General features: G+C 42.6%; 21 protein-coding genes. 11 read left to right on the top strand and 10 right to left on the bottom strand.

The genetic code is table 11. The features are described 5' to 3' along the window. Window positions 1-63: 63 nt before the first annotated feature. Complete coding sequence (locus I8752_RS30780; RefSeq protein ID WP_214435979.1) at window positions 64-270, bottom strand: hypothetical protein; 207 nt, start codon at window positions 268-270, stop codon at window positions 64-66. Between the two features lie 420 nt (window positions 271-690). On the opposite strand from I8752_RS30780, the gene I8752_RS30775 reads away from it, so the two are divergent. The 5 genes from I8752_RS30775 (at window position 691) to I8752_RS30755 (ending at window position 4,401) form a co-directional block, all read left to right on the top strand. Then, window positions 691-966, top strand: coding sequence for a hypothetical protein (locus tag I8752_RS30775; protein ID WP_214435978.1), 276 nt, complete (start codon window positions 691-693; stop codon window positions 964-966). A gap of 66 nt (window positions 967-1,032) precedes the next feature. Continuing rightward, the gene (locus I8752_RS30770) at window positions 1,033-1,929 is read left to right on the top strand and encodes an acyl-ACP desaturase (protein WP_214435977.1); all 897 of its coding nucleotides are present in this window, start codon (window positions 1,033-1,035) and stop codon (window positions 1,927-1,929) included. Continuing rightward, window positions 1,905-2,288, top strand: coding sequence for a holo-ACP synthase (locus tag I8752_RS30765; RefSeq protein ID WP_318780914.1), 384 nt, complete (start codon window positions 1,905-1,907; stop codon window positions 2,286-2,288). Before I8752_RS30770 ends, I8752_RS30765 begins: the two co-directional genes overlap by 25 nt. 35 nt (window positions 2,289-2,323) lie before the next feature. Next, window positions 2,324-2,752, top strand: coding sequence for an acyl-CoA thioesterase (locus I8752_RS30760; protein ID WP_225896010.1), 429 nt, complete (start codon window positions 2,324-2,326; stop codon window positions 2,750-2,752). After that, window positions 2,749-4,401 (top strand): AMP-binding protein, encoded by a 1,653-nt coding sequence (locus I8752_RS30755; protein ID WP_214435974.1) that lies wholly within the window; start codon window positions 2,749-2,751, stop codon window positions 4,399-4,401. Before I8752_RS30760 ends, I8752_RS30755 begins: the two co-directional genes overlap by 4 nt. Before the next feature lie 533 nt (window positions 4,402-4,934). Here I8752_RS30755 and I8752_RS30750 read toward each other — a convergent pair. The 3 genes from I8752_RS30750 to I8752_RS30740 form a co-directional block, all read right to left on the bottom strand. Next, window positions 4,935-6,224 (bottom strand): Glu/Leu/Phe/Val family dehydrogenase, encoded by a 1,290-nt coding sequence (locus tag I8752_RS30750; protein ID WP_214435973.1) that lies wholly within the window; start codon window positions 6,222-6,224, stop codon window positions 4,935-4,937. A 444-nt stretch (window positions 6,225-6,668) separates the two neighbouring features. Continuing rightward, window positions 6,669-8,165, bottom strand: a complete 1,497-nt coding sequence (locus tag I8752_RS30745; protein ID WP_214435972.1) for a carotenoid oxygenase family protein — start codon at window positions 8,163-8,165, stop codon at window positions 6,669-6,671. Between the two features lie 76 nt (window positions 8,166-8,241). Beyond that, entirely contained in the window at window positions 8,242-9,678 is a 1,437-nt protein-coding gene (locus tag I8752_RS30740) for a folate/biopterin family MFS transporter (RefSeq protein ID WP_214435971.1), read from the bottom strand. A gap of 570 nt (window positions 9,679-10,248) precedes the next feature. On the opposite strand from I8752_RS30740, the gene I8752_RS30735 reads away from it, so the two are divergent. The 3 genes from I8752_RS30735 to glgB all read left to right on the top strand — a co-directional run bounded on the left by I8752_RS30735 (window position 10,249) and on the right by glgB (window position 13,852). Then, window positions 10,249-10,926 carry a glutathione S-transferase family protein gene (locus tag I8752_RS30735; RefSeq protein WP_214435970.1) on the top strand — a complete coding sequence of 226 codons (678 nt, stop codon included), beginning with the start codon at window positions 10,249-10,251 and terminating at the stop codon, window positions 10,924-10,926. Window positions 10,927-11,006: 80 nt separating this feature from the next. After that, on the top strand, window positions 11,007-11,339 hold the full coding sequence (locus I8752_RS30730; RefSeq protein WP_214435969.1) for a hypothetical protein: 333 nt from the start codon (window positions 11,007-11,009) through the stop codon (window positions 11,337-11,339). Window positions 11,340-11,557: 218 nt separating this feature from the next. Continuing rightward, a complete protein-coding gene (gene glgB / locus I8752_RS30725) occupies window positions 11,558-13,852 on the top strand; it encodes a 1,4-alpha-glucan branching enzyme (RefSeq protein ID WP_214435968.1) in 2,295 nt (764 codons plus the stop codon). Between the two features lie 30 nt (window positions 13,853-13,882). Here glgB and I8752_RS30720 read toward each other — a convergent pair whose 3' ends face one another. Then, the gene (locus I8752_RS30720; protein WP_214435967.1) at window positions 13,883-14,044 is read right to left on the bottom strand and encodes a hypothetical protein; all 162 of its coding nucleotides are present in this window, start codon (window positions 14,042-14,044) and stop codon (window positions 13,883-13,885) included. Window positions 14,045-14,279: 235 nt separating this feature from the next. Between I8752_RS30720 and I8752_RS30715 the strand changes: the two genes are divergently transcribed. Beyond that, window positions 14,280-15,686 (top strand): serine/threonine-protein kinase, encoded by a 1,407-nt coding sequence (locus tag I8752_RS30715; RefSeq protein ID WP_214435986.1) that lies wholly within the window; start codon window positions 14,280-14,282, stop codon window positions 15,684-15,686. A gap of 97 nt (window positions 15,687-15,783) precedes the next feature. On the opposite strand, the gene I8752_RS30710 is transcribed toward I8752_RS30715, so the two are convergent. The 5 genes from I8752_RS30710 to I8752_RS30690 all read right to left on the bottom strand — a co-directional run bounded on the left by I8752_RS30710 (window position 15,784) and on the right by I8752_RS30690 (window position 19,989). Next, a complete protein-coding gene (locus I8752_RS30710; protein WP_214435966.1) occupies window positions 15,784-16,485 on the bottom strand; it encodes a Uma2 family endonuclease in 702 nt (233 codons plus the stop codon). A 279-nt stretch (window positions 16,486-16,764) separates the two neighbouring features. Further along, window positions 16,765-17,385, bottom strand: a complete 621-nt coding sequence (locus I8752_RS30705; protein ID WP_214435965.1) for a GDSL-type esterase/lipase family protein — start codon at window positions 17,383-17,385, stop codon at window positions 16,765-16,767. Window positions 17,386-17,542: 157 nt separating this feature from the next. Continuing rightward, window positions 17,543-17,872 (bottom strand): ribulose bisphosphate carboxylase small subunit, encoded by a 330-nt coding sequence (locus I8752_RS30700; RefSeq protein WP_214435964.1) that lies wholly within the window; start codon window positions 17,870-17,872, stop codon window positions 17,543-17,545. Window positions 17,873-17,917: 45 nt separating this feature from the next. After that, a complete protein-coding gene (rcbX, locus tag I8752_RS30695) occupies window positions 17,918-18,322 on the bottom strand; it encodes a RuBisCO chaperone RbcX (RefSeq protein WP_214435963.1) in 405 nt (134 codons plus the stop codon). A 236-nt stretch (window positions 18,323-18,558) separates the two neighbouring features. Beyond that, a complete protein-coding gene (locus I8752_RS30690; protein ID WP_214435962.1) occupies window positions 18,559-19,989 on the bottom strand; it encodes a form I ribulose bisphosphate carboxylase large subunit in 1,431 nt (476 codons plus the stop codon). Window positions 19,990-21,042: 1,053 nt separating this feature from the next. Between I8752_RS30690 and I8752_RS30685 the strand changes: the two genes are divergently transcribed. Both I8752_RS30685 and panB read left to right on the top strand, forming a co-directional pair. Continuing rightward, window positions 21,043-22,206, top strand: a complete 1,164-nt coding sequence (locus I8752_RS30685; RefSeq protein ID WP_214435961.1) for a ligand-binding sensor domain-containing protein — start codon at window positions 21,043-21,045, stop codon at window positions 22,204-22,206. 149 nt (window positions 22,207-22,355) lie between these two features. After that, window positions 22,356-23,132 (top strand): 3-methyl-2-oxobutanoate hydroxymethyltransferase, encoded by a 777-nt coding sequence (gene panB / locus I8752_RS30680; protein ID WP_214435960.1) that lies wholly within the window; start codon window positions 22,356-22,358, stop codon window positions 23,130-23,132. The last annotated feature ends 163 nt before the right edge of the window (window positions 23,133-23,295 follow it).

Below are 23,295 nucleotides of genomic sequence, written 5' to 3'. Positions count from 1 at the left end.
TGTGTAGAGATTTAAATTTCGGAGATAAGCCTGTGAATACTAAAAACAAACACTGTCACCGAATTAACTCTCGTTTTCTAGGATGACATAGAAATCAATTAGGCGCATCCAGTAGATGGTTAACCAGTAATCGCTTAGGAGAGTGCATGCTGTTTTACTAGGGTGATGGAGTTCTACAGGATTAAGAAACTTAGTAATTAATTTTTTACCAACAGTCGTCACAATCCCTGTATAGCAAGCTTCCGAAGAGCCAGTGCTGTGCAAGCTCATTGCGATGTCGCCGTCTGGATAAGATTTTAGGTAATTTTGGTGATGAAATTAATTTCATCACCAAAATTACAGAAATTAGAGAAATTCCGTATTTTTCGGATGCTATTTAGATACTTTATGAGTAACGATTAATAGGGAGTATTAGCAAAATCATACTGTTGGCTTAATTGCTGTTGTGTAGATTCTGGTGTATTCATGTTCTGATATATCGGTTACCAGTATCACGAGAGCCAAAAGTGCGATACCCGTGACAAGTCGGCAAACTCTGAGCAGCAACGTCAATAAAGACTGGACTGTAAAAGAAATGTCAAGCTTCAGTAAGGTTTTGTTAAGCAATGCGAAAAATAACCTTTTTAAAAAGGTTAATTTAATATGATATTTTGCTACTCACTCGGACATTTAACAAAGGAGTTAGCTATCGTGAAAGATTATATTTGTCAGCTTTTTGCAGAAAACGTTAAATTACCATTAGCTGAAATTTTTGAGCATGACTTGACACTTTCAGAAATTGTTGCTCGTTCCGAACAACTTCAAAACAGCATCGATCTCATGGAGGTATTTGCCAAAATTAGTAACACCATTAAAAAGCAGTATGGAACCGATATCCGTTTACCTGCTTTCTCATTAGATACAAAAATTTCAACAGTATTAGAAGTCTTATTACAAGAAGTAGATAAGGTGCAAACTTCACCTTAATTAGCTAAAAAGCCTAAACAAGATAAAACCTAAAAACTTGAAAAATTGTATTTCAAAAACCTAACTATGGTGAATGTAATCTCTAGAGCCAATATTGTCAACGACTTGTATAAAATTCTAGCTGAACAACGCAGTTGCTTAGTGGATTTAATTTGGGAACAACATAGTTTTCACGAAAAGCGTCGATGGAGCGCTGTGGAAATGATCGATGCGATTGATTTAGAGAATTTAACTGAATTCGATCGAGTGAATATTTGGAATGCTGGAAGAGCAGAATTAACCACCAAACCAGGAGCAGATCGCCTTGCAAGAGTGGCAGATGCTGAATGTCGTCGCTGGCAAGAGTCTAATCCAGCTTTAGCGAGTGTTATGCAAGCTTGCAGTACTTGGAGCCGTTACTGGAACGAGGAAGAAAGCTTTCATGAAAGTACACTCAATCGCTTATCTAACCTGCTTGGTTTAGAAACAGTAAACGATCGAGTTCTGATTGAGTTTCGGAAGATTTTTCCTGATGATGATATGCTCAGAACCCTAGTTTTACTGGCGATTTCTGAGATTACAGCCACAGTTAACTACTCATATTGTGCCAGCGTTGCTCAAGATCCTGGGTTGAAGAAATTGTTTAAGCAGATTGCTGCTGATGAAGCGCAGCACATGACCTACTTCATTAGTTTTGCCAAAGCTCTAGTTGATAGTCAAGAGTACTCCCCCAAAGGAGCATTTGCTGTTACTCATTTGTTTGTTCGTGAAGGTGGCGAACTTTATGGTAGCAAGCGTCAGCATTTAGAACAACGTGATTCTCATGTTAACTGGTGGGACGCACTTGAGTACAAAATAACAATTCCTGACAATATTGAACGCAAGCAAGGAATGATTTTTTCTGCTCTCAGACAAATTACAGGTATTGAGGTGAACTCAGCGGCGGAAGTTGAACAAAAGTGGTTGGAATTGGTGGGATGTTGATTGGACTAGGACACGATATTCAACTGATAGCCGAATTAGAAAAAGTGGAAGCACTCAAAATTCCAGGGATCTTCTTTACAGACACAGAGTGTTTGTACTTCAGTCAAAGTAAAAACCCATTGCAAAGTATGACGGCTCAATTTTCTGCTAAGGAAGCACTATTTAAAGCACTGAAAATAGCCCCTCAATTTTATTGGACAGATGTAGAAATACAACACAATTCCAGCAAAGCTCCATATTTTCAGTTTTATGGCTCTCTAGCAGAGTATTTTACTCGTCAAAATTGGACTGCTCACATTTCTATTTCCCATAGTGGGGATTATGTATCTACCGTTGTCATCATTGCACTTGGGGCATAAGTGTGCCAACTGTTAAGTTATTCAAGATTGTTGAAATGAAGTTTGAACCAGTTAGTCTAACATTACAAGTACGCCCAAATGACCTTGATAGTTTAGGTCACGTCAATAATGCTACGGTCTTGGAATATTTAGAAGCAGGGCGATGGTTATGGCTTGAACACCACAACTTACGTCGTGGTCAGCGCATTCTACCTGTAGTGGCGCGGATTGAAATCAATTATCGTCGGGAAATATTACCAAAAGAAGTTAGAGTAATTACGAAAATAGAAGATACAGAAAAAGAGTATCGCTATCAAGCAGTATTTTGCCAAACTGTGGAAATTTTCACTGATGGAACTGCCACTATAGCAGCTGATGCCCGCGTGAAAGTTGGATTCATTGATGCCGTTGAACGTACACTCAAGAGTTTGCCGGATTTTCTTGAGGAAAACAATACAGCCAAGGCACTAGGAGGTGTGTCATGAAATTGCCTGAAGTAGCCAGAATGCCAGAGTTACAACTTCCAGTGCAAGAATCGCTCACCATGCTGGATATGATACACGCACTTGAAGACACTGATGCGCATATCGGTTTGTTTCTTCAGGAAGATCGCAAAGATACTAAGTTCTTACCCTACTGCAATTTTAAGAAGCAGATTACTGCATACATGGCATATTTTCGCTCTCAAGGTGTGACAGTGGGGACAAGGATAGTGTTTCCCTTTGAAACTACAGAAAGTGTGCTTATTTCCTTTTTTGCTTTGATTGGACTAGGTGCGATTCCTTTATCAATCAAACCTTATGGTATAGGTGTATTGAAGGATAGCTATTTAGCTTTTATCAACAGAATAGCCGATTCATACAATGCTCGCTTGATTTTAGAAGCTCCTAGTATCAAATCTCTTGATTTTAGCCATCAGCGATTGCCATTACCAAGCACAGACTTTCAGCCCCAGACATCACCTAATTTTGCCGCTATTACCTCTGGTGATATAGCTTTTGTACAGTTTTCTTCTGGCTCAACTGCTTTTCCCAAAGGAATTCCTGTTACCCACGGTAAGATTATGGCACAAATACAGATTATTGCTAACTATGCTCAAAGCAGACAAGGTGATGAAGCAGCAAGTTGGTTGCCTCTGTATCATGATATGGGATTAGTAGGTGGCTTTCTAACAACGTTGTATCGCCGACTAAATCTGCACTTAAGTACACCAGTGAAGTTCTTAATTAATCCTATAGGTTGGTTGAGCGAGCTTTCAAAAAAACGAATTGCGATCGCTGTTATTCCTGATTTTGCTATTAGTTACTGTCTGCGTCGGCTAGAAAACAGCGAAACCGCAGAAATTGCCGATCTCAACTTAGAAAATTTACGAATAGTTTTTAATGGTAGTGAGCCAATTAATATTAAAAATCTATATAAATTTATAGAGATGTTAGCTCCGTATGGATTGCGGCCTACAGCTATTAAGCCTTGCTATGGTATGGCTGAAGCTGTTTTAATGGTTTCTTGTTGTCAGTTAGAAGATGTTCCGAAAGTGCTGACACTGGCGAATGGTTGTCAAGCTATTTCATCAGGTAAACCGTTGAGTGATTTTAGTGTGCGTTTAATATCTGAAGACGGAACTGTATGTCGTGAGAGTGAAATAGGAGAAATCCAAATCAGGGGCGGTAGTTTGGTTGATGGTTATTGGGAAAACGCTCACCTGTTTGATAATTCTGATGGCTTCTTTTCTACTGGTGATTTAGGTGTAATGAGCGAGGGCGAGCTTTTCATTACTGGTAGAATCAGCGATCGTTTTAAAATCAACGGTCAAAGCTATTTTGCTACTGATTTTGAACACTGCTTAGAGTCCTTACCCTTTGTGCAATCAGGCAAAGTTGCTGCTATTCAAGCAGATGAAAATATTATTATTTTGATAGAAACCAAGCAAACTAGTGTGCTAAAAGGAGCAACTGAGTACAAACAGCAAACAAGTGAGATAATTCTTAACCACATTGGTGTGAAAGTTCCAGTAGAACAGATATTTTTTATTCGTCCAGGGTTGTTGGAAAAAACTAGCAGCGGTAAATTGCAACGAAAAAGAATTGCTGAAGCTTATATGAGAGGAAAAATCACTCCTGCTGTTTTATGCTAGTGATTTGTGGATTCTCACACGATCTCTCAGCAATCAGGCAACTGTTTGATTTATCAGTAAAAAGCAGGTTATCACCACGTTTGTTCTTACTTGCTTTTATCCAAGAGGCGATCGCCAGCTGAACGCGAGATATAGCTTAACCTCAGTTCGGGTTAAGAAGATTTTGCTGCTAAACTTCGGCACAAGTTCTAAAAAATCGAACCACAGAGGCGCAGAGAGAAGTTGCGTGCGCGGGTTAAGAGCGTTGAGCAAACTTCGGAAGAACGCAGAGTCATGAGAGTTCCAGAGATATTTTGCGTAAGTTTTAGGAGATTCAGCCAACGATAGAATCATGGTTTGGGCTGATCCCGAACTCAGGTTAAGTAAAATATGAGACACAAAAATTTGGGGAAAAATAGATTCTAAAGCAGTTTGTGCAGCCTGTCCCCAATCAGGTGGTGATGCAGACTGAAATATGCAGATAAGTCCAATGAGCGATGAGGTAGGCAGTCAGAGAAAGAATCAGCCAGCGATACATACCAAGCAGAGTTCCTTCAAGGATACAGACCTCTATCACTTAGTGCCTGGGCAACCCTGCCCACTCCTAACGTATAAGCTGCTAATCGCAGAGGAATTTGTCGTAACTTTGACTGTTGGGTGACTTGGCGATAAGCCTGCACCATCAAATGTTCCATTTCGCGGTTAACGCGTTCTTCATCCCAAAATAGATAAGAAAGACCTTGTACCCACTCTAGATAACTTACTACTACACCACCGGCATTCGCCAAAATATCGGGTAGTACCGTTACACCTCGCGCCTCTAAGGACAGATTTGCCTCAAGCGTAATTGGGCCATTAGCTGCTTCTGCTACCATTTGGGCTTGTATCTGATTGACATTTTCTTCGGTGATTTGGTTTTCTAAAGCTGCGGGAATTAAAACATCACAGGGTAAAGTTAATAAATCTGCATTGCTAATTGGTTCAGCTTGGGGATAACCAACAACACTCCTACGATTGGCAGCGGCATAGGCTTTTAATGCTGGAATATCAAGACCTTCTTTAGCGAAGACTCCCCCTGCACCCGTTGAGACAGCTATAATTTTAGCTCCTGCTTGGTGTAACAATTCAGCAGCAGCCATTCCCACATTGCCGAAACCCTGAATAACTACTTGCACTCCCACTAAGGATCTACCTTGGTCTGCCAGCGCTTCACGTACAATAATCATCGTGCCGCGTCCAGTAGCCATTTCCCGTCCCAGCGAACCACCAATAGAAAGCGGCTTACCTGTCACAACTCCGGGTACAGCATGACCAACATTGACTGAGTAAGTGTCCATCATCCAAGCCATTTCACGGGCAGAAGTACCCATATCTGGTGCGGGAATGTCTACTGATGGGCCGATATCTTTAATCAACTCGCTGGTATAACGACGAGTAATACGCTCTAATTCACCTACGCTATAGCGTTTTGGATCTATGGCAATACCTCCCTTACCACCACCATAGGGAATACCTAATAACGCACATTTCCAAGTCATTAGCATTGCTAAAGCCGAGACTTCCCGCAGTGTGACGGCTGGGTGGTAACGAGTTCCACCTTTGTAAGGCCCTAAGATATCGGAGTGCTGTACTCGATGTCCGGCGAAAACTCGCACTTCACCATTATCCAGCTTGACGGGAATGGAAACTGTCACTACTTTGCGTGGATGGCTGAGTATTTCTACTATTCCCTGAGCTAGTCTTAATTCTTTAGCTGCCGCCTCTAGATAGCTACAGGCTTGATCGAATGGACAAATATGCGCTGGAGAAGCAGCTTCCAGCGGTAGCACAGGTGTTGAAACCATAAAATTTTCTCCTCATCGCGGCATCTCCGCGAGCCAGATATATATATGCCTAGCTTATCCTTAATTTTTAGAAATAGAAATAATTTGTAGTTTTTGTTACATTTTTATTTTCGTTTTATGATAGAAGATATGAACACAGAAGCAACTATGTGTATTCATTGGTTGCGATCTTACCGATGAGCGATCGCATTTTCTCGATAAAAAAGTCCCCTCTAAATTATTTAGAGGGGTAAAAAAGTAGAATTTCAGTATTTAGCAAATCACTGTAGTTCGAGCATGATCCCGATTTTCAGGTTTTTGTTTTATAACTATTTCTACATCTACAAACCTTCAATTTACATTTCTTCCTAATTCTTTCTCAAATAAGCTGATAAGCAATTACTGAGCAAGTAGCTTGCCCAGCATTGGCTCCTAAAACCCTCATTATTCATGTATTTTAGTGAATTAAGTTGGTGCAAACACTTCAGAAGTAAAGCTGCCGTGTAAACCATAGGGTATGTGATGCTTGAGATGCAAGCGAGCGATCGCTCCTTGGGAAAAATCACTGGCATCTAAAATTACCACATCTGAGCGGTGATAAGCAGCATCATAAACCAAAGCCAGAACCCAGCCATCATCTTCTCTTTGCGAACCCGGACGCGGTACAAAAATCGGCTCGCCCATAAAACCACGAGGTGCAGCACTCCAAAGTTGTCTTTGCCCAGACTCTAAATCAATTTTTAGTAAGGCTTGTAAGGGAGCATTACCAGTCTCTGCATGAGCAGCACCTATATAGAAATACTGGTAAGGTCGTCCGACATTAGCCGGATTGATACTGGGAAATTCACAGCAACGGCTTTCAATTAACTTTCGTTGCACATTGCCATTGTGGAGGTTGAGATGGAACCGCCAAAGTTGACCGGGAGTATTTGAGTCAAAATTAACTTGGCGAAAATCGCTTTCTGGCTCGACTTCAGGTAAAGATTCGTAACAAATAGAATCAATAATAATTTCATTCTCCACCTCAAAAGCATTGATGTGGTGAAAGACGAAACCAGATTGCGTTTCTAGAATTTTTACTTCTTGCCCTGGTTGAGGGAAGCGAGGAATAACTATGATGCGAGTAGGCTGATGCGGCTGAAACTGAATACATTCGCCGGTTGCACGCATTCCCAAGGCGAAAGGTATGGGATTGAAGTTAACGGGATTTTGAAAGAAGATACAGTAATTAGCAGTGATAACAAAATCGTGGATAAAACAGAAACCTGGAACACTGTGAGCGTGTTTTCTCACAATTTCACCTGCGAGGTTTAGCTCGAAAATATTAATTGTGGTGGAGAGTCCCGGTTGAATAGAAAAGTTTACTAGACAAGGTTGACCTCCATCGCGATCGCAACTAGGATCGAAGCGAGGATGGGCGCTAAAAGCTTCACCTGCTGACAAAACACCATTGAAATATTCTTTACCCAAGGTTTCTAAAGTGTAAGGGTCGAGGCGATAGGGTTCAGCAGCTTCCCATAGTGCCAAGAGTTTACCCCCCCAGTAGATAACATTGGTGTTGGCAATATGTTTGATTTTGAAGTCGAAAATATTAGCTAGCCAGCCACCCGGTTTTTGAGTGCCAAAAACACCACGGTAAAGAATTTTTCCGGCTTTTTGTTCTGCTAAATAGCCTTCTGTACGGACAAAACGATTGCGGAAATGGGCACGACCATTAGTAAATGTGATGCGGCTAATCATGCCATCGCCATCAAAAGGGTGATGAATGCGTTGCCCATTTATATCTAGCAAACCAGGGCCGTTTCTAAACAGCGTACCTTGCAGTTCTGGAGGAATTTTTCCTTCTATATCGTCAATCCAATAATCAAATTCTTGAGTAAGGGATTGATATCCTCCTTGCCAATCGGCACGAGTGTAAGATTTATCTAAAACAGCACTTTCGGAAATATTTAAACTCTGCATTATGAATGATGAATGATGACTGTTAAGAGTTATTTCTGTGGGAAGACTATCTCACCACACGGCTACCCTTGTCTTGTTACTCAACCGCTTCTGATTCTGGTTCTTGCAACATCAACTCAGACATTAGATTAGGTACAAATGGCTGTTCTCCATTTGCTGCTAGTGCTGGTTGCGATGCTGCTATCTCGGTTTGCGAATCACCATTTGGCAACCAGTTGAGGAATGGTAGTGGTAATAAGGTACTGAGATTAGTAACGATCACCAATAGCCAAAGTAACTCAAAGTTTGTTTCCGTAATTCCTAACCAATGCATCATGATGGCCCCAAATTCGTAGCCAACCATCCCGCCTAAGTTAGATACTGACATCAACAAAGCAAAGAATGTCGCTTCGACTCCCGGAGGACAAAGTCTTGCCCCTAGTACCAATATCGGCATATAGGCGATTTGCCCCATGACGGTGAGTACAAGACTGTCACCCAAACTAAACCAATGGTCATCTATACCTAGAGTTCGGTTGGTATGAGTTACCAGCAGTAACATTGTCATTCCCAAAACTGCCGAGATGACAGAACTCCAACCAAAAATCACGCGAAAGGAAACGCTTTTGAGGAAACGTTGAAAAATCCAAACACCAATTAAAGAAGCAGCACTTGTCACCAGTCGTACTCGCCCTAAGAATTCTGGTTGAAAGTGAAGTTCGTTGGTGGTAAAGAAGAAAAAGGCTGAGTCGGCAGTTGGGGTAGCTTGCAAAATGAAGATAAATGCAGTGGGCAACCAAATTGCTTTTTGGGAGATGGCTTGGCGTAGTTGTTTTAATTGATGCTTAACGCTTGTAGAGTTAGTGTTATTACTTTCGTTAGCATCTTTGCGAATGGGAGACTCAGCAATCAACCAAGCGATCGCACAGATAATCAGGGGAAATAAGGCAGTAATCCAAAATATAGTGCGGGTGGTGAAATGTTCTAAAAGTATTCCACTTAAGTAGGCGGTAATTAAACCTCCCACTGCCGAAGTACCCCAGCACAGAGATTGCAACGAACCAGCATCCGCTTGTGATTCTACTCTTGCCCTTTCGACTACCAGCGAGTCAACTATCACATCACTGACGGCGACAGATAGAGAACTAAGAGCGATCGCGATCGTCGCGGCCCAACTTGTGTGGACGATTGTTGCCAAACTCACCCAAGAAATAGCTCCCAATATCCCAGATAATATCAGGTAGGGACGACGACGGTAGCCGAATATAGGTAAACCATCGGAGATGAAGCCAAACACCGGCTTAATCATCCAAGGTAGGGCGACAACTCCAAATAGTGCTGATACCTGAGCTGGACTTAGTAGGAGTTCGTCTTTGAGGAAAAAGCTGACGGCTAGACGCGCCAACCCTAGAATTCCTTGGACAAAGTAGACGCTAAGAATAGCGATTAACTCGGTACTGGGTTCATGACCGAAGAAAATTTTTGCTTTTACTGAGTCTCTTACTTTGGACAAGCCAGAGGAGTCAATCAGCATTTGATAAATATTCTTTAAGTTTTATCTACTTATCTATCATATCGATTTCTCGCAATCAAAGTTGTAGGAAAAGGTAGGAATTAGGAGTTTGAAGACAGTCCCAAGGCAAAAATATGCATGAAATAGGGGCTAAGAATCTGCCAACTCAGCACTAGCGCCCCTCAAGCTATGGCAAAGTGCTGAGTTCTGAGTGCTGAGTGCTGAGTTCTGAGTGCTGAGTAAAAACCAGTTGCTTTAAGGCTTTGAGTAATCAATACTTTCCTAAAGGGTGTAGCTACGGCTGTAGTTGTAGTATGTTTTTAGTTAACTGCTAGAGTCATACCAATTTAAAAAAAGAATAAATAGATACCCTAACTTTTCACGTTATGTGGACGCATGAGCGAGGGTGTGGTGTGGGGTGTAGGGTGTAGTAAGGCTTTCTTCTTTTCCCTACACCCTACACCCTATCCCCTACCCCCTGTCTTGACGGGAATTTTAGTACTTCCCGTGAAAAGTCAGATAGATACCAACCTGGAAACCCAGACTATAGTCTGACTTTCTTAATCAAGAATTACAAATTGGTATAACTTTATGTTGCTACTACAATTTAGTACATCTCATTATTGTCGCAAAGCCCGTTTAGCGTTGGGTTATAAGCAAATTAATTACAAGAGTGAAAATCTGACTCCTGGTTTGCATGTGCTGCGAGTAAAACCGTTGACTGGTTTAAAGACTCTACCAGTTTTGTTACCGGAACTAGAGGGACAACCGCAAGCGATCGCTGACTCTACCCAAATTTTCAAATATCTAGAATCTTACCAACCAGAACCGTCTTTATTTTTACCTGATTACAAACAGCAGACAGAAGCCTGGATGCTAGAAGATTGGTTAGATGAAAGCATTGGTACAGCTACACGATTTGTGTACTATCAATTTCGCGCTGGTGAGGGCAAACAAATCGATTCATCACTGGCAAGTCAGATAATAATTTCAGTGGTACGTCAACAGTATGGGATCGACAAGGCCAGTGTCGAATTAGCCGCCAGTAGGCTAGCAACTGGCTTAGAAGAGTTATCTATCCGCTGGCAGAAGAGTGAGTATTTAGTAGGCAATAAATTGAGCGTAGCAGATATTGCCGCAGCTGCTTTGCTAAGTCCTTTAGCGCTCATTCCCCAGTACCGTCAGGGATATCCTTGGTTATTTCAACGGATTAGACAAATTCATCAGCAGTGTAGCGAACCACTTCCACCAGGGCTTAGTGAGAAGTGAGAAGGGGAGCAGGGGGAGATGAGGAAGATGAGGAAGATGAGGGAGCAGGGGGAGGTGGGGGAAATGGGGAGTGAGGAGAGATGAAAATAGTGGAGACGAGAAAGCAAATATTATTTTTAGTTTTGGGTGTTAGCACTGGTACTTTAGTGTGGTTCAGCAGCTATTGGCACACAGCAGTGATGGCATTGCCACCACCAGAGGATACACCGGAAGAAATATTACGGACAGAAATTATTTTAGATGCGCGATCGCCCATCGATGGCAAATTCCTAACTGCTGCTGAATACATAGAATTGCAAGAGCAATTGCAAGTTAGTCCTCCACCGAAACTAGATCCTAAAATTCGGGAACAGCTTTTCTTACTTCGCATACGTAAAGCCTTGCTTCAGCTTTTTCCATTTTTAGATTTGTAACAAAGTAGTTATCCATCCTTAGCGATCGGTGGTTAGTAGTTTTATCTTCCCTCATTTCCCCCATTTCCCCCATCTCCCTCATCTCCCTAAAAGACTGCTGGCTCATTCTGATGTAGGATAACGGAGACAAGAAGACAAAATTGCAAATAAATGTAAAGAATATATATATATTTCACAAGTAGATTTAGTTACTCACTTAATTCGACTTAGGTAGCTTCATGTCCATGACTACGATCGCCCCTGAACAAGTTAACAGCATCGTTTGGAATCAGCATTCCGATCCCTTTGAAATACTTGGTTCTCACCCCATAGAGCAAAATGGCCAAAATGTCTGGGCTGTGCGAGCCTACCTACCAAATGCAAGTGAGGCATGGGTAGTTCTTCCCGAACAACGGCAGCAATACCCTATGCACGCCGTACATCATCCCCACTTTTTTGAATGCACGATTGAAACAGCAGAGCTGGCAAACTACCAGTTACGGATTAAAGAAGGAGAGCATGAGCGTGTTACCTACGATCCTTATGCTTTCCGTTCTCCCCGCCTCACAGATTTTGACTTGCATTTGTTTTCTGAAGGTAATCACCACCGAATTTACGAGAAATTAGGGGCGCATGTTGCAGAAGTAGGGGGAGTGAAGGGTGTTTATTTTGCTGTTTGGGCCCCCAACGCCCGTAATGTCTCGGTTTTAGGAGATTTCAATCTTTGGGATGGGCGCAAACACCAGATGCGTAGGGGTTCCACTGGTATTTGGGAATTGTTCATCCCCGAATTAGATGTGGGAACGCGTTATAAATACGAAATCAAAAATTTTGCAGGGCACATTTACGAAAAGTCCGATCCCTATGGTTTTCAGCAAGAACCCCGCCCGAAAACAGCATCCATTGTCACTGATTTAGATGCTTACACTTGGAATGACGAAGAATGGTTAGAAAAGCGACGACACACCGATCCTCTAACTCAACCTGTTTCAGTCTATGAAGTACATTTAGGTTCTTGGTTACATGCTGCTAGCGCAGAACCCCCTAAGCTGCCTAATGGCGAAACCGAGCCTGTAGTGGTTGTTTCGGAACTGAAACCGGGAGCGCGTTTCCTTACCTACCGAGAACTAGCAGACCGGCTCATCCCTTACGTTAAAGATTTGGGATATACCCATGTGGAACTACTGCCAATTGCGGAGCATCCCTTTGATGGGTCTTGGGGTTATCAAGTAACTGGGTACTATGCTCCCACTTCGCGTTTTGGTAGTGCTGAAGATTTCATGTATTTTGTAGACCAATGTCACAAAAACGACATCGGCGTAATTGTGGACTGGGTTCCCGGTCATTTCCCGAAAGATGGTCATGGTTTAGCTTTCTTTGATGGTAGCCATCTATACGAACACGCTGACCCTCGCAAAGGCGAACACAAAGAATGGGGTACTTTGGTATTCAACTACAGTCGCCACGAAGTGAGGAATTTTCTAGTAGCAAATGCTCTGTTTTGGTTTGACAAGTACCACATTGATGGCGTTCGCGTTGATGCTGTTGCCTCAATGCTTTACAATGACTATTGCCGCGAGCCAGGAGAATGGCTACCTAATCAGTACGGTGGTAGAGAAAACCTGGAAGCAGCAGATTTTTTGCGTCAAGTAAATCACATCATTTTCAGCTATTTTCCTGGCGCTCTCTCAATTGCTGAAGAATCTACTTCTTGGCCGATGGTATCTTGGCCTACCTACACAGGTGGATTGGGCTTTAACTTGAAGTGGAATATGGGCTGGATGCACGATATGCTGGACTACTTCAGCATGGACCCTTGGTTTCGCCAGTTCCATCAAAACAATATCACTTTTAGCATGTGGTACAACCACAGTGAAAACTTCATGCTGGCTCTGTCTCATGATGAAGTCGTGCATGGCAAGAGCAATATCATCGGCAAAATGCCAGGGGATAGATGGCAGAAGTTTGCTAATGTGCGTTGTTTGTTTAGTTATATGTTCGCTCATCCAGGCAAGAAAACCATGTTTATGAGTATGGAGTTTGCCCAGTGGAGTGAGTGGAATGTTTGGGCAGATTTGGACTGGCAGTTACTCCAGCACGAATCACATCAACAGCTGAAAAAGTTTTTCCAAGAACTAAACCATCTTTATCGTTCCGAACCAGCTTTGTACACTCAGGATTTTGCGGAACCAGGATTTGAGTGGATTGATTGTAGCGACAACCGCCATAGTGTGGTTTCCTTCATCCGCCGCGACAAAGATTCTGAGGATTTTGTTGTTGTAGTTTGTAACTTTACACCTCAACCCCATTCTCACTATCGCATTGGTGTACCAGAACATGGATTTTACACTGAGTTATTCAATAGCGATGCTCGTCAGTATGGCGGCAGCAATATGGGTAACTTAGGCGGTAAGTGGACAGATCGTTGGTCTTTGCACAGTCGTCCTTATTCGCTTGATTTGTGTCTGCCACCTCTAGGTGTGTTGATTCTCAAGTTGGATAAGATAAAGACAGCTGAGGCATTGGAAGGTTAATCGCACATTGATATTTGCAAGATGATTTAATTAGTTTTGGGGATGGGCGTTTGCCCGTCCTTTATTTTTGGCGGTCTTCTTACCCACTCTACAATATTGAATCATCTGAATGCGATCGCCAAAGTCAAAGCTGAAGTCACAGAAGCTGTTGCTAATATTTGAGCGAGTAACCTCAAACGCATCTGTCAGCATCAATCACTAAAAAGAGGATAATTTAACCTAGGCAATAATCCAGTAAGCTATAACGTCAAATTGCTGTTTTTTGGAATCAAACTCAAATATATCAGTAAAAATGCATATTCAATTCTAGAGTTAATGAAACAATACCTACCCAAAAATTACGCATCAACGGTGACGCAACTTCTCACCAACTTTAGCAATCTTGGGATAAATGATATAAAAATTGCAGGAGAAATTGGTGACTGGGATGATAGGTCAAATTCTCGGTGGACGCTACCAAATTCAGGCGCGAATTAGCAAAGGAGGATTTAGCATTACTTCCACAGCCATTGACATCGGACGACCTGGGAATCCTCAATGTATCGTCAAACAGTTTAAATCAGTTTCCACCGACCCAGAGACTTTGGCAGTCGGTAAAAGATTATTTGAGACCGAAGCCGCAAATCTAGAACGTTTAGGGCATCACGACCAAATACCCCGTTTATTGGCATTTTTTCAAGAAAATCAAGAATTTTATCTCGTACAGGAATATATAGAAGGTCACGATTTAAGCCAAGAATTAATCCCAAGCGAAAAACTGAGCGAACGTACAGTAATCAAACTTTTAGAGGATATTTTAGAAGTTTTAGCCTTTGTTCATCAAGAAAATTTAATCCATCGCGATCTCAAACCCTCAAATATTCGCCGTCGTCGGTCTGATGGCAAAATTGTTTTAATCGATTTTGGTGCTGTTAAAGAAGTGAGTACTGTGCTGATCAATCCTCTCAGAAAGACGGATTTGACTATTGGTATTGGTACTCCTGGTTATGTCCCTGGCGAACAAGCAAAAGGTCAACCTACTTTCCCCAGTGATATTTATGCAGTGGGAATTATTGCCATTCAAGCATTAACGGGAATTAATCCTTATCCGGGAGGGCTACCGACTAATTCCCAAACAGGGGAGATTATGTGGCGCGATCGCGCTCAAGTTAGTCCTCAATTAGCAAATATCATCGATACAATGGTGCGCTATGACTACCGTCAGCGTTACCACTCAGCAACAAAAGCATTGCAAGCTGTCAAATCACTATCTTCCAAATCTCTTCCTTGGAAACTGTGGCTAAGTGTAGGAGTAGCAATAATTACTCCTTTCATTTTATGGATTTTATCTCAATTAATTAATCTTAAACATACTCTTTCAACTTACGCAGAGCCGAAGTTTGGCATCACAATCTCATATCCATCAGATAATTGGCAACCAATCAAACCAGGCGATGATTTTGGCGGGGAAGTAATTCAATTTATACCTAAAAATCAAAAACCAGTGAATTCTTGTACCTTAGAAATCACAATTAATATTAATGACTTATCTCAGCAATTATTATCATTAGATGAATATAAAAAAATGGCGATCCAAAAAGTTAAGAACAATAATCCAAATCAACAAATTACAGATGATTCGACACCATCAACAACGCTATCAGACTTTAATGCCTATAAATTAATTTATACTCGTCAAGAAGGACAATGCAAACTCCAAGTTATAGAAGTTGGAACCGTAAGAAATAGCAAAGCTTACTTTATTACATATACGGCAGAGTCTGGGAAATATTCTCAGTATTTACCTACTGCCGAAGCAATGATTCAATCATTTAAAATTATGGAAAAAAATTAGTTATCCCTGAAAAATATATAACTTTTTGTATTTTTAATTTGCACATTGAGAAATTAGGGGGCGCAGGGTTAGACAGGTTTACATTAAAGATTTATAACTAAGATTTGCGCGTTAATTGCTGCACAAAATCCGCATGTTCTTTACTATTCAATCCTTGTTGTAATACAGCTAAAACTTGTGCCATTTCTCCTGCACGTAATGCCTGTACATCTAACCACAATCCAGAAAATACACGACTTTTAATCGCTCCATCTACATCCGGTTCTAATGACACATATTCTCCATTTTGCAAACTGAACCAATCAAGTTTATTCTCTAAACTCTGCCAAACAATGTACTCTTTTACGCCGTTACGACGGTAAGCTTTTTTCTTATCGTATAAATCATTTGCAGCACTGCTAGCCGCAACTTCTGCCACTAATTCTGGCGCGCCTTCAATGTAGTCATCGTCACTAATATGTGCCTGTCCACCTAGTTTTTCATCAATTAGCAATACAACATCAGGTTGCGGTTCGTTGTCCAAGTCCAGACGGACTGTAGAATTATCGCCTAACTCAACCCCAGGAGTGGCAACTTTATAATTCCACAACCAGCCAATAAGATTGGCATGAGGTTTTCCATGACTGTTAAAACGTAAAGGTGAGGCCACGTAGACGATTCCTTCTATTAGTTCTGCTTTCTTAATATGTGGCATTACTGTATATCGACGCTCAAATTCGTGGCGGGAGAGCCTATCACCACTTTCTAACGGCGGAATTCTTGCATCTTTGTCAAAGTTTTGTTCTACCGATGCTGTCATTAGCAGAGTCCTCAAAGGAGTGTTGCTGCATCTAGTATAACCCTCTTCTGTCACTCTCCGTGAGGGCGATTGCTAGAAGTCTCACGAGGCAATCAATACAACCTATACTATTAGAAAAAAATTGCTCTTGAATTTGTTATTAGAAAATAATCGCGCGATCGCTTGCTGTACAAAAGCTCTAGAATTCAGAAATGGCAAATGTTTTCGGAGACTGACAGAAGAGGGATAAGCAATTATTATCTAAACAAATTTAATCGAGTGTCTCAACCAACTATAAACTTAAGGAAACCAATTTTGCCAAGCATCCCAAGTTTCTACAATTTTGGCAAATTCTACATAACCTCCTACTTTGGGATGAGCGCCATCATTGGCTCTGGCTTCATCAATCCAGATATGAGATTTTTCTAATATGGAAAAAACATCTAAATAAGGTATATTCAATTCATCACAAATCAAAGCAAATTGTTTAGATAAATCACTAGTTCTCTTTTTTCTTTGGGGATCTTCCCGTTCTACATCTGGTGCTGGGCCAACCATCAAAACAGGATACATCTGTTTGGCTTCATTTAAAATTTTGCGAGTGTTTCTGATTGAATCTATGAAGTCTACACGAGTTTTACCGTTCTCTACTGTTGTGTCATTTAGCCCAAAAGAAAATACTACTCTGCCATAATATTCTTTTGGTAAACGAACTGATACTTCCTGTAACCATCGCTTTTCTATATCAGTACTTGTGTCTCTTCTAATGCCTAAATTATAGTATGTAATATCGTAACCTCTTTTATTAGCATTAGCACAGACTCTGCCTGTCCAACCCAAGCATTCCGGATCGCCAGTACCGTTAACAAAAGAGTCACCAACAAAGCAAAGTCTTGCTTGTGGTAGATGTAATAAATTCATTTATAGTATTTCTCAATTTTCTGAAGTACGCTATTGCTTGGGAAATTCAGAATGTCATTAAAAAAGAGAGGTAGAATTAACTACCTCTCTGATTTTAAGTGAGTTTAAAAGATATAAGGAAAAAGAAATTTCTTTTCGCTTTTATCCTTTACCTTTTTTAATATCTGCTGGGTTTATGAACGATAAAGCTGAGGATTTGGCACTGCTTAATGTTATCGAAACCCACAACGCGGATGTAGTTGTTGGAATATTGAGAACGGCAAGATTGAACTTCGTTCAGTACTTCTTGAGTCGATTTAGCGCCAAACAAAGGCAGCTTCCACATTGTCCAAAACAACTCTGTTGGCTCAGAAGTTTCGTTGAACTCAACTGCTGGAATATAACCTTGACTCAAGATGTACTGAATCTGCTTGGCAATTTGAGCATCAGAAAGAGGGGGCAAATAAGAGAGGGTTTCGTAACGACGCTCTTTTGAGAAAGTTTGCATAGCTGTTGATGATGGGTTGCGATTTTTTACTACTGATTTGATTGACTAACTTGATAAGTTGTCCTTCGGCTCTGAGATTGCTTGCTGTTCTGATTCAGGGCCAGGGTTTGCTAAATTGAGTTGCGTGATCCGTTCTAAATGCTGGCGACGTTGTTCCATATTGGCTTGCTGAATGCCAGTGCGAACCATTTCCGGTAGGAATTCTGTGATTTCTTCGGCAATGTGTTCTCTAACAGTCATGATTCGCAACGCCAAATCTGGCTTCTCTTGGAGCAGTTGCTCGATGTATGCTTCTCCATCATGAATTTTATCGGCGGAAAAGTTATGCAGCCAAAGTTCCAAGGGAGGATTAGTTTCGCTCAACTGTGCCAGTACCGTCTTCAGCGCCTGATATGTCAGGTAGCGTTGGAGAGTCTTGGCTGTGTCCTTCGCAATTTGCTTAAGATTCATGCTTGACCCCAGCCCATAGTTAAGTAAAAAATCAAAAGGAAAAAGTGAGCCACTGCGATGAAGCAGCTACCATCTTGGCGGTTCCCGTCGATGGGGGACTGCTGAACCCGAAGGGTGGACGGGTTTCCCAGCATAAAGCAAGTGGCGTTAGCGAGGAATGAGCGTCACCCGTAAGGGTAAAAAGAAGGAATGACTATTTTCTTTTACCTTTTAACTTTTAACTTTTCACTCTTGGATCAGACGGTATCGACTGATTCAAACTCGAACTTAATTTCCTTCCACAGTTCGCAAGCAGCAGCCAGTTCAGGAGACCATTTAGCAGCTTCGCGGATAACATCGTTACCTTCACGAGCCAAGTTACGACCTTCGTTACGAGCTTGAACACAAGCTTCTAGGGCAACGCGGTTAGCGGCTGCACCAGGAGCATTACCCCAGGGGTGACCAAGAGTACCACCACCAAATTGCAGCACGGAATCATCACCAAAGATTTCTAATAGTGCAGGCATGTGCCATACGTGGATACCACCGGAAGCAACAGCAAATACACCAGGCATAGAAGCCCAATCTTGGGTGAAGTAGATACCGCGAGACTTGTCTTGCTCAACATAGTTTTCACGCAACAGATCAACAAAGCCCATTGTGATACCACGTTCGCCTTCCAACTTACCAACCACTGTACCAGTGTGGATGTGGTCGCCACCGGACATCCGCAGGGTCTTAGCTAAAACGCGGAAGTGAATACCGTGGTTCTTTTGACGGTCGATTACGGCGTGCATCGCTCTGTGAATGTGCAGCAATAGACCGTTGTCACGACACCAACGAGCCAATGTGGTGTTGGCAGTGAAACCTGCGGTGAGGTAGTCATGCATAATGATGGGCATGTTCAGTTCTTTAGCGAACTGTGCCCGTTTTAGCATTTCTTCGCAGGTGGGAGCGGTAACATTCAGGTAGTGACCTTTGATTTCACCTGTTTCTGCTTGGGCTTTGTGGATAGCTTCAGCAACGAACAAGAAGCGATCGCGCCATCTTTGGAATGGTGCAGAGTTGATGTTTTCGTCGTCTTTGGTGAAGTCCAAACCACCGCGCAAACACTCGTATACAGCGCGTCCGTAGTTCTTAGCAGACAGACCGAGCTTGGGTTTGATCGTACAACCCAACAATGGACGACCGTATTTGTTTAATTTGTCACGCTCAACTTGGATACCGTGGGGAGGGCCTTGGAAGGTCTTGAGGTAAGCTACAGGAATCCGCAAGTCTTCTAAACGCAGTGCGCGTAGAGCTTTGAACCCAAACACGTTACCTACAATTGAGGTCAACATGTTGGTTACAGAACCTTCTTCAAACAGATCCAGAGGATAGGCAATGTAAGCAATAAATTGGTTTTCTTCGCCCCGAACTGGTTCGATATCGTAGCAACGACCTTTGTAGCGATCTAGGTCGGTGAGCAAGTCTGTCCATACGGTTGTCCAAGTACCAGTAGAAGACTCAGCCGCTACCGCCGCCGCTGCTTCTTCATAGGGAACTCCAGGTTGGGGTGTAACCCGGAATGCCGCCAAAATATCTGTATCTTTTGGTGTGTAATCGGGTGTGTAATAAGTTAGTCTGTAATCTTGAACCCCGGCTTTATACCCAGATTTTGACTGAGTCTTCGTTTGAGCGTAAGACATAAATTCCCTTCCAAGAAGTCACTCTTTTTACTTATCAAGTTACGTTCTGTGCAATTTCCTCTCACCCCCATTCATTCCCCCAACAGCAGAGAGAAGATAAGGAAATATGTTTGTTAGAGGTTGCCTCTGGCAGAGGGCAGCCATTTTTATGCGACAAACATTTTAGTTAAAATGCTCTACCCACTTAGGGGTGCATAACTTATTGCTTCTGCTTTTCCCTCATCCCATGAATAAAAATTCTCTTTTATCTCTTCCTTTTACCCCACTAAGTTTTCCCAGTTTCAGCAAAAACTCCACATTTTGCGGCAAGTATTCGATTATTACCCTGTACATCGGGGTTATTGAGGGAGTGAGCTTGCTAGCACACATTCCCGCGTCCGCACTTCTGCTATCTTCCTTATTGACAGGAGTCAGTCTCAGAGAGAATTTGCTTGACCGAGAGCCAGCGGAGTGGTATCTGAAAGATAAAAAATTGCACACCACGTAATTTGTAACTTGTCTCACAATATATCAAGAATTCGATAAGTTATTCTTTGAAAGTTTTTAACTTATTTATTTAAATTTGTTATTAAATAAAGTTTTAAACATTATGTTACAAATAATTTACAAAAGTCATCTATAACTGTATAGAAATGTGAAGGCAGAAGACGCGATGCCAATCGCTACAACGGGGAGGCAGCCGTGTGGGCGGGTTTCCCGACTTGAACGGACTGCCGTGGGAACCCCCCTTCGGGTGACGCTCGCAGGCTCGCTAACGCTGCGCTAACACAGTTGCCTGATGCCACTTTGCTCAAGTCGGGAAACCCTTCCTGTGCAAGTGGCTCCGGAGGGAAACCCTCCCCGAAGTCGCCTCAACGGGGGGAACCCCCGCACAGCGCTTCTCTCCGCAGCACTGATTCACCGCAACGCGCTGGCTTATTAATCGCGTCTGTACAAGAGTTATGAGTTCCCTAGTCCCCAATCCCCAATCCCCAGTCTCAGAAAACTTGTTGGTGACGTTTAAAACATTCCAAGCGGGGGAACACTGAAATTAACCGTTAGCCAGTTTAGGCAATGGCTATGGGTACTGTCTCCAAAGGAAATGTCACTGTGGTATTGTTTCACAAGCGTAATAGTTTATTGATTAATTCTGTTTTGCTGGGGTTGATAGCTCTGCCAAGCATTAACCTTGTAATCATGACAAATCCAGCGAGTGCAGAAAACAATAGTAGTAATGTTGCGGCAAAAAAAACTCCCGACATCAAACCATCAGAGTTAACTCCTTCTTATCCAGCTGCTGCGCCGCCGCCACGAGTAGACCCTTTACCGGATGAACGAAGAATTGAAGAGCGATCGCTTGATGTAGATTACCGTGTTAGCAACTTACTAGGAGATTTTGCTGGCAATCTTTGGGTGGGTTCCTGGCGGGGATTATCGCGGATTGACCCCAACACGGGGAAGATTATCGCTCGTGTTAGTTTACCAAATGTCGCCATTGGTGCTTTAGCTCAGGATAAAGTCGGACGCTTGTGGGTGGGAAGTTACGAAGGACTGATGCGAGTTGACCCCCGCACTAACGAAATTACAGCCCAAAATTTATTTTTACCTTCCAAACGAGTGTTATCGCTGTTACTTGACAAACGGGGTTATTTGTGGGCTGGAACCGATAATGGTTTAGCTTTAATTAGCCCCGACCAAGGCTTAATTATGACAACACTAAAAAATTTGCCTGGGGTGAGTGCTAACGCCATGACTTTAGATGCTGAAGGTCATGTTTGGGTCGGCACTCTTGATGGACTGGTGCGGATTGATAGCGCCAAAGCTGCAATCATAAAACGCATCACTGATTTACCAGGAACGACCGTTCAAGCCTTAGCTATCAGTCCAGAAGGATTAATTTGGGCGGGAATGCCGAATAATTTGCTAGTTATTAATCCCAAAACTGGTGCAGTGTTAAGGTCTGTAACTCGCCTGCGCGGGCGTAACGTTACAGCAGTGCGCTTTGCGAAAGATGGTAGTATCTGGGTCGGTACTAACAACGGTTTGTTACGATTGAATCCAAATACAGGAGCTGTATTAGACGCAGAAGTTGCCGGACTTCCTTCGAGTCGGGTTCTGGCCCTTGTGCCTGATGTCGGCAATAAATTGTGGATTGGCACAAGTGAAGGTCTGGCTTGGTTAATGCCTAAAATGGGCAGTGCAAAACCTCATCTTGCTTTCAGTCGCGCTGTGAAGTAGAGATTGGGGATTGGGGAAATAATAACTCTTGTACAGACGCGATTAATCGCGTCTCTACTTCCGACTTCCGACTTCTAACTACTGACTCCCAATTCCTAACTTTTCACTTCTAGCTTTCTACTTAGCACTCAGCACTCAGCACTAAAAAAATGGCAGTCACTACCCAGCAATTAATTCAATGGAAACAACAGGGACGTTCAATTGTAGCGTTGACCGCCTGGAATTATGCGATCGCCCAACTCCTCGACGCTGCTGGTGTAGACTTAATCCTTGTAGGCGACTCGATGGCAGTGGTTCTAGGGTATGAAACTACACTGCCAATTACCCTAGAAGAGATGTTATTTCATGCCAAATCTGTACGTCGTGGCGTGAAAAGAGCATTAATTGTTGTAGATTTGCCATTTTTAACGTATCAAGAAAGCTTTCAACAAGCGATGCACTCAGCCGGACTGATACTTAAGGAAACTGGCGCTCAAGCTGTCAAGTTGGAAGGTGGCTATCCAGCAATGGTGGAAACTATTGCTCGGTTAGTACAAGCGGGAGTTCCGGTGATGGGTCATGTCGGTTTGACACCCCAATCAGTACATCAAATCGGGTTGCGTCAACAAGGGAAAACCCAAGAAGCCGCAGAAAGAATTTTAAATGAAGCGATCGCTCTCGAACAAGCAGGTGTATTTTCCATCGTCTTAGAGCATATCCCCGCAGATTTGGCAAACTTAGTGACACAGAAATTAAGTATTCCGACAATTGGAATTGGTGCAGGCCCCCACTGCGACGGGCAGGTTTTAGTTACATCTGATGTCCTCGGTCTTTCTGAAAAGCACCCACCATTTGCCAAAGTTTATACAAATCTGCGCGAAACGATTACTAAAGCTGTAGAAAATTATGCTGTGGAAGTACGCGATCGCAAATTTCCCCAATCGTAATTCTTGAACAGGGTGTGGGGGGTAGGGTGTGGGGTGTAGTGAAGACGGCGTAAAGAGGATTCTGACCCTTTAGGGCGCAAGCGCCCTGAAAGGGCGGGGCTTTTACCCTGGAGGTTGTTGGGGCTATTTCTTCCCCCACACCCCACACCCTACACCCTACACC

This window comes from Dendronalium phyllosphericum CENA369 (genome assembly GCF_016056275.1).
Taxonomy (GTDB): domain Bacteria; phylum Cyanobacteriota; class Cyanobacteriia; order Cyanobacteriales; family Nostocaceae; genus Dendronalium; species Dendronalium phyllosphericum.
Note: the sequence above shows the minus strand (reverse complement) of the source record. Positions and strands in the feature narration are given on the sequence as shown.